At 39.9% G+C, this 12,821-nt stretch carries 15 protein-coding genes and 2 pseudogenes; 13 read left to right on the forward strand and 4 right to left on the reverse strand.

Annotated features, from left to right (window positions below; all coding sequences use genetic code 11):
- Positions 1–66: 66 nt before the first annotated feature.
- The 8 genes and pseudogenes from MKY10_RS06405 (at position 67) to MKY10_RS06440 (ending at position 3,960) form a co-directional block, all read left to right on the forward strand.
- Complete coding sequence (locus MKY10_RS06405) at positions 67–387, forward strand: hypothetical protein (RefSeq protein WP_009967025.1); 321 nt, start codon at positions 67–69, stop codon at positions 385–387.
- A gap of 141 nt (positions 388–528) precedes the next feature.
- The gene (locus MKY10_RS06410; RefSeq protein WP_009967026.1) at positions 529–660 is read left to right on the forward strand and encodes a hypothetical protein; all 132 of its coding nucleotides are present in this window, start codon (positions 529–531) and stop codon (positions 658–660) included.
- A 15-nt stretch (positions 661–675) separates the two neighbouring features.
- Positions 676–845 (forward strand): annotated as a pseudogene (locus MKY10_RS06415) (hypothetical protein).
- 36 nt (positions 846–881) lie between these two features.
- Positions 882–1,343: a hypothetical protein gene (locus MKY10_RS06420; RefSeq protein ID WP_048655264.1), complete on the forward strand. Its 462-nt coding sequence runs from the start codon at positions 882–884 to the stop codon at positions 1,341–1,343.
- Between the two features lie 265 nt (positions 1,344–1,608).
- Entirely contained in the window at positions 1,609–1,842 is a 234-nt protein-coding gene (locus MKY10_RS06425; RefSeq protein WP_044052556.1) for a hypothetical protein, read from the forward strand.
- Positions 1,843–1,949: 107 nt separating this feature from the next.
- A pseudogene (terS, locus tag MKY10_RS06430) lies at positions 1,950–2,477 on the forward strand (phage terminase small subunit).
- A 173-nt stretch (positions 2,478–2,650) separates the two neighbouring features.
- Entirely contained in the window at positions 2,651–2,968 is a 318-nt protein-coding gene (locus MKY10_RS06435; RefSeq protein WP_015252322.1) for a putative quinol monooxygenase, read from the forward strand.
- A 236-nt stretch (positions 2,969–3,204) separates the two neighbouring features.
- The gene (locus MKY10_RS06440) at positions 3,205–3,960 is read left to right on the forward strand and encodes an SDR family oxidoreductase (protein ID WP_015252321.1); all 756 of its coding nucleotides are present in this window, start codon (positions 3,205–3,207) and stop codon (positions 3,958–3,960) included.
- A gap of 158 nt (positions 3,961–4,118) precedes the next feature.
- On the opposite strand, the gene MKY10_RS06445 is transcribed toward MKY10_RS06440, so the two are convergent.
- On the reverse strand, positions 4,119–4,466 hold the full coding sequence (locus MKY10_RS06445; RefSeq protein ID WP_003232839.1) for an Ig-like domain-containing protein: 348 nt from the start codon (positions 4,464–4,466) through the stop codon (positions 4,119–4,121).
- A gap of 561 nt (positions 4,467–5,027) precedes the next feature.
- Here MKY10_RS06445 and manR point away from each other — a divergent pair.
- The 4 genes from manR (at position 5,028) to MKY10_RS06465 (ending at position 10,689) form a co-directional block, all read left to right on the forward strand.
- Positions 5,028–6,974 (forward strand): mannose transport/utilization transcriptional regulator ManR, encoded by a 1,947-nt coding sequence (manR, locus tag MKY10_RS06450; protein ID WP_015252320.1) that lies wholly within the window; start codon positions 5,028–5,030, stop codon positions 6,972–6,974.
- 148 nt (positions 6,975–7,122) lie between these two features.
- The gene (manP, locus tag MKY10_RS06455; RefSeq protein ID WP_015252319.1) at positions 7,123–9,075 is read left to right on the forward strand and encodes a PTS mannose transporter subunit IIABC; all 1,953 of its coding nucleotides are present in this window, start codon (positions 7,123–7,125) and stop codon (positions 9,073–9,075) included.
- Between the two features lie 14 nt (positions 9,076–9,089).
- Positions 9,090–10,037, forward strand: a complete 948-nt coding sequence (gene manA / locus MKY10_RS06460; protein WP_003232833.1) for a mannose-6-phosphate isomerase, class I — start codon at positions 9,090–9,092, stop codon at positions 10,035–10,037.
- 169 nt (positions 10,038–10,206) lie between these two features.
- Positions 10,207–10,689, forward strand: coding sequence for a YjdF family protein (locus tag MKY10_RS06465; RefSeq protein ID WP_015252318.1), 483 nt, complete (start codon positions 10,207–10,209; stop codon positions 10,687–10,689).
- A gap of 45 nt (positions 10,690–10,734) precedes the next feature.
- On the opposite strand, the gene MKY10_RS06470 is transcribed toward MKY10_RS06465, so the two are convergent.
- Together MKY10_RS06470 and MKY10_RS06475 are read right to left on the reverse strand one after the other, a co-directional pair.
- Positions 10,735–11,241 (reverse strand): GNAT family N-acetyltransferase, encoded by a 507-nt coding sequence (locus MKY10_RS06470; RefSeq protein ID WP_015252317.1) that lies wholly within the window; start codon positions 11,239–11,241, stop codon positions 10,735–10,737.
- Positions 11,242–11,459: 218 nt separating this feature from the next.
- Complete coding sequence (locus tag MKY10_RS06475; RefSeq protein ID WP_009967031.1) at positions 11,460–11,855, reverse strand: hypothetical protein; 396 nt, start codon at positions 11,853–11,855, stop codon at positions 11,460–11,462.
- A 228-nt stretch (positions 11,856–12,083) separates the two neighbouring features.
- On the opposite strand from MKY10_RS06475, the gene ybaK reads away from it, so the two are divergent.
- Positions 12,084–12,563 carry a Cys-tRNA(Pro) deacylase gene (ybaK, locus tag MKY10_RS06480; protein WP_015252316.1) on the forward strand — a complete coding sequence of 160 codons (480 nt, stop codon included), beginning with the start codon at positions 12,084–12,086 and terminating at the stop codon, positions 12,561–12,563.
- Between the two features lie 39 nt (positions 12,564–12,602).
- Here the strand turns inward: ybaK and MKY10_RS06485 are convergent, their stop codons facing one another.
- Entirely contained in the window at positions 12,603–12,797 is a 195-nt protein-coding gene (locus MKY10_RS06485) for a DUF4177 domain-containing protein (RefSeq protein ID WP_041344716.1), read from the reverse strand.
- Positions 12,798–12,821: the final 24 nt, after the last annotated feature.

The raw sequence follows: 12,821 nt of genomic DNA on the forward strand, positions 1-12,821 counted from the left end.
ATGGCATAAAATACATGTAATAATATAACATAAAAATAAATACATAAAAAGGTATCGGAGGAAAAAATGAAAAAGAAAACTAAAATTATACTTTCTCTCTTGGCAGCACTTATTGTTATATTGATAGTACTTCCAGTTCTATCTCCTGTTGTCTTTACAGCTTCTTCGGAAAAAGGAGCAATCAGACACGAAATTTATAAAAGAGGATATCCCTACCAAAGCTACTTTGCAGTTCTCCAGAAAAGAGAAGGAGACAATGAATCTGGGAATCTTTATTATGTAAATTGGCTAGATTGGAAAGATGAAACAGGACAAACTCCTCACTTATGCTATTCGAAAAAATCATCAGATGGTGAATACGAAGTAAGTTGTGGCACAGGGCCGTAAAAATAAATTTTAAAATTGAATAAGTCCATGACGGAAAGCCTGCGGACACTGATCGTTTTACAGAGAAATTTGTGCTTCGATCGGTGTCCGTTTTTTTTCGCAACTAACCATATGTCTATCGCGATTACTAGCTATGAAAGGATTAAACAGTCCAAAAAGAAACCATCACAGAAGCAACATGAGCGCTTAGATCGTTTCTGGCAACAAATGATGAACACTAACATGCAAACACTCAGACGTGGCAAAGGCGGCGCCTATAAACGCAGAAAGTAAAAGGGGAGTTTCAGGATGAAATACGGATTCGCTTATAAAAACGGAAAGCTTGTAAATATCTTTTGCGGCAAAGAAGAGCTCTATAACGAGTTGAAAGCCTTCTTGGTCAAAACCTTCAGTATCAGCGTGAAAGAGGTATCGAGGCCTCAATATATCGCAGAGCAAAGAGCAAACAATTGGAATGACACTTACTCTATTTAACTATCAGGAGGGAAAGGACAATGACAGATCAAATGATTGCATGGGAGATTGAGGAATGGATTCGTGATTATAAATTCATGCTGCGGGAGATCAAAAGGCTCAACCGTGTGTTGAACAAAGTAGACTTTATTAGCACAAAGCTCACTGCAACATACGGGGATGAAGCGGGCATGCCAAGGGGATCAGCAGGAGTCAGTCAGGCAGAATTGCGACAGATGGACCGAAGAGAAAGACGGCTTCACAAATATGAATCTATTGTGTATTACCTGGACAACGCTATGGAACACATTGAAGAAGAAAAGCACCGTATCGTTTATGATTGTATGATGGAGGGCATGAGCTACACTGCTATTGCAAACCACCTTGATTGCTCCCGAGATACCATCAGAAAGATCAAAACAGCCATAATCGGCAACATCGTCAATAAAGTCAAAGAAGCCAACTTTCTGCAATATTTGAACTCGTTTAAATCGGCGGTGTAAAATGGGAGGCAGGATCGGCGCGGCGGATTATTCCTGCGTCACCACCAATTTCATACAATGAGTAAAACCTCCCAGTGGTAAGCGAGGATCAACTCAACTGGGAGGTCTTACATAGTGAATCGGTGATAAAACAGCAGCAGTATTGCGTACATGTTAATATCCCCGACAAAATATGGTTTTATTCAACAGATTCGTTCGACAAATTTTGCGAATGTTACCATTGTCATACTCCTTAACCGATAATAAGGTAGGGGGGGTGAATAGCTTGAAGCCAATGGTAAAAGAATTTCATGATTTTTTAGAGAAGCAAGGGCATAGATCATGGGACGACATAGAAAAAGAAATGCAAGATGAGTTGTGGCGAATCGGAAATAAGTACAATGTATCGGGTCCTACTGTATTCCATGAGTATATGGACTGGAGAGCAAGTCAACTGAAGAAAATAAAGGTAGCATCCTGCGGGGTGCTTTTTTTGTTCCCTGTAAACTGCTTCCGGTAAGTCTCAGGATAGACAATTGGCGGTTAACGGCTTGAGCACGGTGGTGGTTTAGAGGGAATATCTTTTCCAAAACAACACGAATCAGAAGGGGGCGGCGGTGAATGTAGATGGCCGAAAAGCACATTCAGGCGTATAAGGATTACGTCAAAGGCATGAAATACAAGGACCTTGCCGAGAAATACGAGGTGTCAGTGAACACAATCAAATCGTGGAAGCAGCGGCATGGTTGGGAAAGAAAAAAGGGTGCATCCATTGAAAAAAGTGTGCACACAAAAAAAGGCGGTCAACCTGGCAACAAAAATGCAGTCGGGAACAACGGCGGCGCACCACAGAAGAATCAAAATGCTGTTACTCACGGCTTTTTCTCTAAATTCTTGCCAGAAGAGACGCTTGAAATCATGGAAGAGATTCAGGAACGCTCGCCTGCTGATATGATATGGGATCAAATTCAGATTCAATATGCGGCCATTCTTCGGGCGTAGCGCATTATGTTCGTTTCTGATAAGGAAGAAATGATCAAAGAGTTGAAAAAGAAAAGGTCCCTCATATCTGAGGTCAGCGAAATTGAAGATGGGCTTGTCATTAGTTTTAGTACGTGGTTTCGCTACAGATTTTACAGTGAAACAAACACCTAACACATTTCACATTGCTTCAGATTGCCTTCAAACTTGATAATATAACTTCTAAACCTTCCTATAAAATGAAGGTTTTTTATTTGATTTCAATTTTTAAATCCTTTACATACAGCGATTGATTAACTCGAGCAATCAATGTCGCAGTTATATTTATTTTTCAAGAAAATGTTATAATGAAAAGCCATAAAATGATAGGAGGGGGAATTTCGATGCATTACATAACGGCATGTTTAAAAATCATCAGTGATAAAGACCTTAATGAGATAATGAAGGAATTCAAAAAACTTGAGGAAGAAACGAACAAAGAAGAGGGTTGTATTACATTCCATGCTTATCCGCTTGAGCCATCAGAACGTAAAATAATGCTTTGGGAGATTTGGGAAAACGAAGAAGCTGTGAAAACCCATTTCACGAAAAAACACACAATAGACGTTCAAAAACAAGAATTAACGGAAGTAGAATGGTTAATGAAAAGCAATGTGAATGATTGAAAGGCTCTTTAAAAAGAGACATTCAATGACTTAGTATCAGCCACTTGTGACTAAGTAGTAAATTGTTGTCCAACTCTTATTTTTTCTATTTAATATTTTTTGAGACGAAAATGTTTTTTAAAGCTGATTTTAAAATGTATTCAAAGTCAGCTCTGTTTGATTTAATGGATTATATTCTTTGGATAACTTGTTACCATCATAATGGAGATACTCCGTATAAATTGGAGGTTAAAATAATGAGTCATTCTCAAGAAAAAATTGCACTAATTACAGGAGCAAGCAGTCAAGGGGATATTGGTACGGCTATTTGTCGTAAGTTAGCCTCACAGGGTATACATATCTTCTTTACTCACTGGAACTCTGATGCGGCCTGGATAGAAGAATTTCAACAAGAAATTTTACATATGGGTGTCCGCTGTGAGGAAATGAAAATTGATTTATCAGATGCACATGCTGCATTCACAATACATGAAAAAATTTCAGATAAATTAGGATATCCTTCCATCCTTATTAATAATGCAGCTCATTCCGCAAGTGATAATTATGTATCGTTAGATGCTAAATCACTTGATGAGCATTATGCGGTTAATATGAGATCGAATTTTCTTCTTTGTGTTGAATTCGCCCGTCGGTTTAAAAAATCTAATTTAATATCAGGAAGAATCATCAATATGACATCAGGGCAGGATTTAGGTCCTTTGCCTGGGGAGTTAGCGTATGCAGCAACTAAAGGAGCTATTTCTGCATTTACTAGGTCGTTATCACAAGAACTTGCACCATTGGGCATCACTGTTAACGCCGTAAACCCAGGTCCAACAGATTCTACATGGATGACAGATGAAATAAGAAATTTTCTTTCACCTAAATTTCCAATGGGGCGTATTGGCACACCAGATGATGCAGCACGAATGATTGCTTTTCTTGCAAGTGATGAGGCTGAATGGATAACGGGACAAATTATTCATTCAGAAGGTGGATTTATTCGGGGCTAAGCTACTGAAACACAATATACACCAATGTATGATGTATTCCCAAAACTAAATCTAAACTTGAAGCGCAATTGAAATAAAATAAGGTCCCTTCTCTTTTTAGAGGGGGACCTTATTTTATTCATGCATGTTTTGCATCCAGAAATCTGGCGAATAAGAGATTAATAAACCGTTACATATACTTTTCCGAATACTGCGGTACCTTTAAACAAAGTAATCGTGGCTTTCCCTTTTGATTTAGCCGTCACTAAACCATTTTGATCGACTTCAGCAACTTTTTGGTTATCAGTCCAATAACGAGTAGCTGAATTATTTTTAACAGAATAGGTTTCTCCAACTTTTAGAGGTAAATTATAGTCTTGAATTTTGATAACATGTGTAGGTGAAATAGAAATGTTCTTTACTTCAGTAGGTGTAGAGTTTATTTCATGAGCTGAAGCTACCCCGCTGACCGACAGAGCTAACGCAGAAATCGATAAAGCAGAAACAACAGTTTTTTTGAAATTCATTTTGAAACACTCCTTTAAAGTTTTTTGTCTTGCACTATAACAATTCAGCAAAAGTAATTATTTTCCTTGTAAATAAATGTTAATAATATGTGAACGATCAACTGATTTGAGCTAAGAATATTGTGTGCCCTGCACAGAGTTTGTATTTATGATGGAAAATTGCTGAGAGAGAATGGCCATCCTTAAAATGTTAATAAAACACATTTGATGGTTATTAGTTTGTTGAGCATGTGGGAATTTTGTTACCTGCACTTTATCTCCGAAGATACCAAATCACTTTTCTTCATCATGTTCTTACTTTCGTACTCATACATTAGAAAATCTTCGTTCTAAATAGGTGAAGAATTGGAGTATTTTTATGAATTTCTGCTGAATAACGATAAAAAATACATTACATAGCAAACTCAAAGAATATAAAAATCGCATTTTTCCGGAAGCTTCGGTAAAAAACGAAACTTTTGTCTCTATGATTTTATTTTATAATGTAAACGGTTTCTTATATAGTATACTTATACTATCAATTTGCTCAAGTAGATACTGACAGGAAGGATAGAAAAACAGATGGAATACATAAATACAAGACAAAAAGAGATTTTGTATCTGTTGTTATCTGAACCTGATGACTATTTAGTTGTGCAAGATTTCGCAGATAGGGTACAGTGTTCTGAAAAAACAATCCGGAATGATTTGAAAGTGATCGAGGATTATCTCAATGAGCATTCTCATGCACAGCTTATTCGAAAACCAGGGTTGGGCGTTTATTTACATATAGAAGAACAGGAAAGGACCTGGCTAAGCCAACAATTATATACTGAACATTTTTCTTCTAGGCAGCGGAGCGATGAAGAAAGAATGCTACACATTGCTTATGATTTATTAATGAATCCGAAGCCTGTTTCCGCAAAAGACATTGCCGCTCGGCATTTTGTCAATCGATCTTCCATTAAAAAGGATTTATACGCAGTAGAAGAGTGGCTGAAGCGTTTTGATCTCACACTGGTTTCTAGGCAGCGGCTTGGATTAAAGGTTGAAGGGAACGAAAGAAATAAAAGAAAGGCATTGGCAAGAATATCTGATTTGATCCACAATACAGCGTTTACCAGCCAATTTATTAAAAGTAAGTTTTTACATTATGAAGTAGACTTTGTGACGAAAGAAATCAAATCATTGCAAAAAAAGCATTCCCTCTATTTCACAGACGAAACGTTTGAAAGTTTGTTGCTGCATACATTGTTAATGGTCCGCCGCATCAAAATGAAGCAGCCGATTTCATTGTCCCCAAAAGAAATGGCGGCAGTAAAAAAGAAGAAAGAATATCAATGGACATTTGCTTGTTTACAGCGGCTTGAACCGGTTTTTGCAATTCGCTTCCCTGAAGAAGAAGCCGTGTACTTAACATTACATATATTGGGCGGTAAGGTTCGTTATCCATTGCAGACAGAAGAGAACCTTGAAAATGCTGTGCTTCCTAAGGTTGTAGGGCATTTAATCAATCGTGTTTCAGAGCTGAAAATGATGGATTTTCACAAGGATCAGGATTTGATCAATGGTTTGAACATTCATCTCAATACTGTGCTACAACGGCTGAGCTACGATCTTTCTGTAGCAAATCCTATGCTCAATGACATCAAAAAGATGTACCCTTATTTGTTCCACCTCATCATTGATGTTTTGGAAGACATCAATCAAACTTTTGATCTTCATATTCCTGAGGAAGAGGCAGCATATTTGACATTGCATTTTCAGGCAGCGATCGAACGGATGCAGGGCAGCAGCGAGACTCATAAAAAGGCGGTTATCGTCTGCCACATGGGGATTGGGATGTCACAATTGCTGCGGACAAAAATTGAACGGAAATGTCATCAAATCGCTGTAATGGCCTGTATTGCAAAGGCCGATTTAAAGGATTATATCAAAAAGCATGAGGATATTGATCTTGTCATATCCACCATTGCGCTGGAGAATATAACGGTTCCCCATATTGTTGTGTCTCCGCTTTTAGAGCCTGGTGAAGAGATGAAATTAAGTGCGTTTATACGTCAGCTGGGCGAATCACACCGCCAAAAACAAAAAACGTTTCAGATGCTGAACAATACGACTCCTTTTTTGGTTTTTTTGCAGCAGGAGGCAGAGCACCGCTACAAGTTAATCGAACAGCTGGCGACAGCTTTGTTTGAGAAAGGCTATGTTGATAAGGACTATGCGGTTCATGCGGTGATGAGGGAAAAAATGTCGGCGACAAATATTGGATCAGGCATTGCCATTCCTCATGCAAACGCTAAATTTATTAAACAATCAGCAATCGCGATTGCCACATTAAAGGAGCCGCTTGAATGGGGAAATGAAAAAGTTTCGCTCGTTTTTATGCTGGCTGTCAAACACGAGGATCAAACCATGACAAAGCAGCTGTTTAGCGAGCTTTCATATCTTAGCGAGCAGCCGGCCTTCGTCCAGAAGCTGACGAAAGAAGCCAATGTCATGACATTTTTATCTCATTTGGATTATTAAAGCAGGGATTATTCCTTGCTTTTTTTTGTTATAGGGAAAAATGCCTTTATTACCGGAACCTATGGTAAAAAAAAGCGATTTTAATGAGCTGATTTCGGTATACAGTTGAGACAAGATCTGATTATTCACACTTTAAAGGAGGTTTCCTATGAAACTGTTAGCGATTACATCTTGTCCGAATGGAATCGCCCATACGTATATGGCAGCGGAAAATCTGCAAAAAGCTGCTGACAGACTGGGCGTTAGCATCAAAGTTGAGACCCAGGGAGGGATTGGTGTCGAAAATAAGCTAACCGAAGAGGAAATTCGCGAAGCGGACGCAATCATTATTGCTGCAGACCGCTCGGTAAACAAAGACCGGTTTATAGGCAAAAAACTGCTGTCTGTGGGGGTACAGGACGGCATCCGCAAACCGGAAGAATTGATTCAAAAAGCTCTTAACGGGGATATACCGGTCTATCGTTCCGCTTTAAAATCGGAATCCGGTAATCATCAGGAGAAGAAACAAAATCCAATTTACCGTCATTTAATGAACGGCGTTTCATTTATGGTTCCTTTCATTGTTGTCGGCGGATTATTGATAGCGGTTGCATTAACTCTAGGAGGGGAGAAAACACCTAACGGCTTAGTTATTCCGGATGATTCCTTCTGGAAAACGATTGAACAGATCGGCAGTGCTTCATTTTCATTTATGATTCCGATTTTAGCCGGCTATATCGCCTATAGCATCGCTGATAAACCGGGACTTGTGCCAGGGATGATCGGCGGTTATATTGCGGCGACTGGAAGTTTTTATGACAGCGCAAGCGGCGCCGGATTCCTCGGGGGGATTATTGCCGGGTTTTTGGCTGGATACGCGGCACTTTGGATCAAAAAATTAAAAGTTCCAAAAGCAATCCAGCCGATTATGCCGATTATTATTATTCCGGTGTTTGCATCACTAATTGTAGGTTTAGCGTTTGTGTTTTTGATCGGCGCGCCTGTAGCTCAAATTTTCGCCTCTTTAACAGTTTGGCTGGCGGGGATGAAAGGGTCGAGCTCGATCCTTCTGGCATTGATTTTAGGGGCGATGATCTCATTTGATATGGGCGGTCCCGTAAATAAGGTGGCGTTTCTGTTTGGATCAGCAATGATTGGAGAAGGAAATTATGAAATTATGGGACCAATTGCTGTCGCCATTTGTATCCCCCCGATTGGCCTTGGCGTTGCGACGTTTTTAGGAAAAAGAAAATTCGAGGCATCTCAAAGAGAAATGGGGAAAGCGGCATTTACGATGGGTCTCTTCGGCATTACTGAAGGAGCGATTCCATTTGCGGCGCAGGACCCTCTGCGCGTTATTCCAAGTATTATGGCAGGCTCAATGACAGGTTCTGTGATAGCCATGATTGGCAATGTGGGAGACAGAGTGGCACACGGCGGACCTATCGTTGCAGTGCTTGGCGCAGTTGATCATGTCTTGATGTTTTTTATTGCTGTGATTGCAGGATCTCTTGTCACTGCTCTGTTCGTCAATGTACTAAAAAAGGATATTACGGCGTCTCCTGTGCTCAGTGAAACTGCACCGACCTCCGCGCCAAGTGAAGCTGCGGCAGCAAATGAAATAAAGCAGCCAATTCAAAGCCAAAAAGCTGAGATGTCGGAATTTAAAAAACTGACAGACATTATCAGCCCGGAATTAATTGAACCAAATTTATCGGGGGAAACGAGGGATGACATCATAGATGAATTGATTCAGAAATTGTCCCGAAGAGGTGCGCTGCTTTCAGAGAGCGGGTTTAAACAAGCCATTTTGAATCGTGAACAACAGGGAACAACGGCGATTGGCATGAATATCGCGATTCCGCACGGAAAGTCTGAGGCGGTCAGGGAGCCGAGTGTTTCCTTTGGGATCAAACGATCAGGCGTTGATTGGAATAGCCTAGATGGATCAGAAGCTAAATTAATCTTTATGATTGCTGTACCGAAAGAGAGCGGGGGAAACCAGCATCTCAAAATACTGCAGATGCTATCTCGTAAGCTAATGGATGACAATTATAGGGAGCGGCTGCTCTCCGTGCAAACAACAGAAGAAGCATACAAGCTGCTAGAAGAAATCGAATAAAGCGGGGGATTTTCATGACGACTGAACCGTTATTTTTCAAGCCTGTTTTCAAAGAAAGAATTTGGGGCGGGACCGCTTTAGCTGATTTTGGCTATACCATTCCGTCACAACGAACAGGGGAGTGCTGGGCTTTTGCCGCGCATCAAAATGGTCAAAGCGTTGTTCAAAACGGAATGTATAAGGGGTTCACGCTCAGCGAATTATGGGAACATCATAGACATTTATTCGGACAGCTTGAAGGGGACCGTTTCCCTCTGCTTACAAAAATATTAGATGCTGACCAGGACTTATCTGTTCAGGTGCATCCGAATGATGAATATGCCAACATACATGAAAACGGTGAGCTTGGAAAAACAGAATGCTGGTACATTATTGATTGCCAAAAAGATGCCGAGATTATTTATGGCCACAATGCAACAACAAAGGAAGAACTAACTACCATGATAGAGCGTGGAGAATGGGATGAGCTCTTGCGCCGTGTAAAGGTAAAGCCGGGGGATTTTTTCTATGTGCCAAGCGGTACTGTTCATGCGATTGGAAAAGGAATTCTTGCTTTGGAGACGCAGCAGAACTCAGACACAACCTACAGATTATATGATTATGATCGAAAAGATGCAGAAGGCAAGCTGCGCGAGCTTCATCTGAAAAAGAGCATCGAAGTGATAGAGGTCCCGTCTATTCCAGAACGGCATACAGTTCACCATGAACAAATTGAGGATTTGCTTACAACGACATTGATTGAATGCGCTTACTTTTCGGTGGGGAAATGGAACTTATCAGGATCAGCAAGCTTAAAGCAGCAAAAACCATTCCTTCTTATCAGTGTGATTGAAGGGGAGGGCCGTATGATCTCTGGTGAGTATGTCTATCCTTTCAAAAAAGGAGATCATATGTTGCTGCCTTACGGTCTTGGAGAATTTAAACTCGAAGGATATGCAGAATGTATCGTCTCCCATCTGTAACATGGCAGGGCTTGAGAAATAAATTTGCGAGTGAAGACGCCTATTCTCCAGCAATGATCTAAATAAAATAAGAGTTTAATAGTTGGAGAAGAAATGTTACACTCTTTTCTGTATATGGTAAAGAATGAAAAAACACGATTCGGTTGGTAGTCCGGATGCATTATTGACAATGTCAGTAACCTTCCCCTCCTCGGGATGTCCATCATTCTTTAATATCTTTTATGAGGAGGGAATCGTTATGAAATTAACGATTTACTACGATGGTCAGTTTTGGGTAGGCGTTGTTGAAGTTGTGGACAATGGAAAGCTAAGAGCCTTTCGTCATCTTTTTGGCAAAGAGCCGAGGGATTCTGAAGTATTAGAGTTTGTTCATAACCAACTCCTGAATATGTTGGCCCAAGCTGAGCAGGAAGGAGTTCGTTTACAAGGCAGACGTCAAAAAAAGATCAATCCAAAAAGATTGCAGCGCCAGGTTTCAAAAGAGTTGAAAAACGCCGGAGTAGCTTCTAAAGCTCAAGAGGCGATAAAGCTAGAGCTTGAAGCAAGAAAGCAAAAGAAAAAACAAATAATGAAAGAACAGCGAGAACATGTAAAAGAGCAAAGGTATATGCTCAAAAAGCAAAAAGCGAAAAAGAAGCACAGAGGTAAATAATCCAAACAAAAGCAGGCGCAGTGCCTGCTTTTGTAATTAAGGACTCTACTTTGTAACATATATCCAATGTTTATACTCCGCTGATTTATGATTCAATATAAACCCTAACTTCTCCAAGGTTTTTTGTGAGCCTAGATTATCATGTTCACATCTTGCGGTGATCCGGTTTACTGTTTCTTGGCTTAATGCCCAGTTTATTAGTTTTTGGGCGGCTTCCACACAATAACCTTTGCGGCGATGACTTTTATTTGTTGCAAAACCAATTTCAATCATGCCATTTTCGTCTGGGTCACCTAAAAATCCAGTTCCCCCAACAATTTCATGACTGTCCTTCTTTACAATAATCCATGAATCAAATCCTTTTGTTCCATTGTTTTTGACTAAAATCTCGCGGAAATAAGGTATCGCTTCAAAAAAATCAGAATTTGGCCATTCACCATTTGTTTCATAACCTAAGTCTTTGATAGCCTGATGATCTAGTTTAGACGCGGCGTTAAGAAGGGGAATATCAATCGTTTTTAAACGTAATCGATTCGTTTCAAGGAGAACCATATATTTAATCCTCTTTTCTTTTTACTGGGAATAATGATAACATATAACAATTTTCTCTGGTACCTTGGCAGTAGAGAAAGATGAAGAAATTGAGGGGAATTGAAAGATTGAAAGGTAAGAGTTTGCCCAAACCAAAAACGGGTAGGAAAATGCTGATGTTAATGTGTCCCTACCCGTTTTTCTGTTCCTGAATGCAGGGTTTCTGATAACATGTTGTGCTACCTTTTCGCAATCAAATAAAGCGATATGGCTCTTTGGGTTTGAACAGGATTATGAATGATAATGACCCATTGGTTTCTTCGTCTTGGAAAGCTTGCTACCGCATACAATGGAGCAGTATCGCGCGGAGTGAACCCACCATTTATCACGTTGATATCTCTTCCTTCAAGATGACAAACTAAGTATTCACCTGGATTGATGACCTGTTGGTTCGTCCATGCGTAAGAATAAAAGCCGTCTCCAAGATCTTCGGTGGAAGATGGGGGGACAAAGCCATCTACAGTCAATGTGATTTCTCTTCTTCGCTGTCTTTCTGAAAAATCTGGACTTCTTTGAGGGTTATGAGTATGTGAAAAGTAAGGAATTAACGCAGGGCCATAAAAGTAATGATACAAAGCAACCACTCCTTTATTTTCCATTCATACAAATTGTATGTGGGAGTTATTTGTTCATTCCTGTTTTGTTCCATGTAGACTAATAATGGACTATAGGCGTCCAAGGAAATCAATTTGTCCTTTCGTTGATTCAATGCTAGTAACCTTGAAAATGCAGGTTAGGATGATAGAATTTACATATTACTGCAAGAAGTTAGACATACATCATTTTGATAGTGGGTGAAAACAATGGCGAAAAAAATGGCAAAAACAAATGCGGTTCGTCTGATAGAACAGCAGAACATCTCTTATGAGGTATTAGGGTATAAAACAGACGGCCAGCCGGTAGATGGCATCTCTGTTGCGGAAAAAATCGGTTATCCTTTGAAATATGTATATAAAACGTTGGTTGCAGCTGCAGGAACAAATCATTATTATGTCTTTGTTGTACCCGTTGCAGAAGAGTTAGATGTAAAAAAGGCAGCAAAGGTGACAGGGGAAAAGAAAATAGAAATGATTGCAATGAAGGAGCTATTAGCGGTAACTGGCTATCTTCGCGGCGGCTGCTCGCCAATTGGCATGAAAAAATTGTTCCCGACCTATATTGATTCATCTGCAGAAACGCTTGATTTTATCATTGTGAGTGCAGGGAAAATCGGTATGCAGCTAAAGTTGGCGCCACAAGATTTAGCCAAATCATGTGATGCCGCATTTGCAGAAATTGTATAGATGCAGATATAGGGGAACGAAAAAGCTTAGTCATATCGATTAAGCTTTTTCCGCATCCCTTTCAAATATGATTTCAAAATAAGCAGCTGCCCCATACCCATCTATACTGGGAGCAAAAATCTGAACGAATCTCCAGCCTCTTTTCGCATAATTATGGATGATTTGCTGGTAGTCTTCTTTAGGCCTTCTTCTCATCGTACTCAGCTCAACTCTTACGAATTCATATTCTTTCATCGTTTAATCCCTCCTATTTAAGGT

The organism is Bacillus sp. FSL P4-0290 (assembly GCF_037975435.1).
Lineage (GTDB): Bacteria > Bacillota > Bacilli > Bacillales > Bacillaceae > Bacillus > Bacillus subtilis.

Excerpts from the sequence above, each read along its gene's own strand:
- manA (WP_003232833.1), top strand. The coding sequence starts at position 9,090 with ATGACGACTGAACCGTTATTTTTCAAGCCTGTTTTCAAAGAAAGAATT.
- MKY10_RS06435 (WP_015252322.1), top strand. The coding sequence starts at position 2,651 with ATGAAAAGCCATAAAATGATAGGAGGGGGAATTTCGATGCATTACATA.
- MKY10_RS06405 (WP_009967025.1), top strand. The coding sequence starts at position 67 with ATGAAAAAGAAAACTAAAATTATACTTTCTCTCTTGGCAGCACTTATT.
- ybaK (WP_015252316.1), top strand. The coding sequence starts at position 12,084 with ATGGCGAAAAAAATGGCAAAAACAAATGCGGTTCGTCTGATAGAACAG.
- MKY10_RS06445 (WP_003232839.1), bottom strand. The coding sequence starts at position 4,466 with ATGAATTTCAAAAAAACTGTTGTTTCTGCTTTATCGATTTCTGCGTTA.
- MKY10_RS06440 (WP_015252321.1), top strand. The coding sequence starts at position 3,205 with ATGAGTCATTCTCAAGAAAAAATTGCACTAATTACAGGAGCAAGCAGT.
- manR (WP_015252320.1), top strand. The coding sequence starts at position 5,028 with ATGGAATACATAAATACAAGACAAAAAGAGATTTTGTATCTGTTGTTA.
- MKY10_RS06485 (WP_041344716.1), bottom strand. The coding sequence starts at position 12,797 with ATGAAAGAATATGAATTCGTAAGAGTTGAGCTGAGTACGATGAGAAGA.
- manP (WP_015252319.1), top strand. The coding sequence starts at position 7,123 with ATGAAACTGTTAGCGATTACATCTTGTCCGAATGGAATCGCCCATACG.
- MKY10_RS06420 (WP_048655264.1), top strand. The coding sequence starts at position 882 with ATGACAGATCAAATGATTGCATGGGAGATTGAGGAATGGATTCGTGAT.
- MKY10_RS06465 (WP_015252318.1), top strand. The coding sequence starts at position 10,207 with ATGTCAGTAACCTTCCCCTCCTCGGGATGTCCATCATTCTTTAATATC.
- MKY10_RS06470 (WP_015252317.1), bottom strand. The coding sequence starts at position 11,241 with ATGGTTCTCCTTGAAACGAATCGATTACGTTTAAAAACGATTGATATT.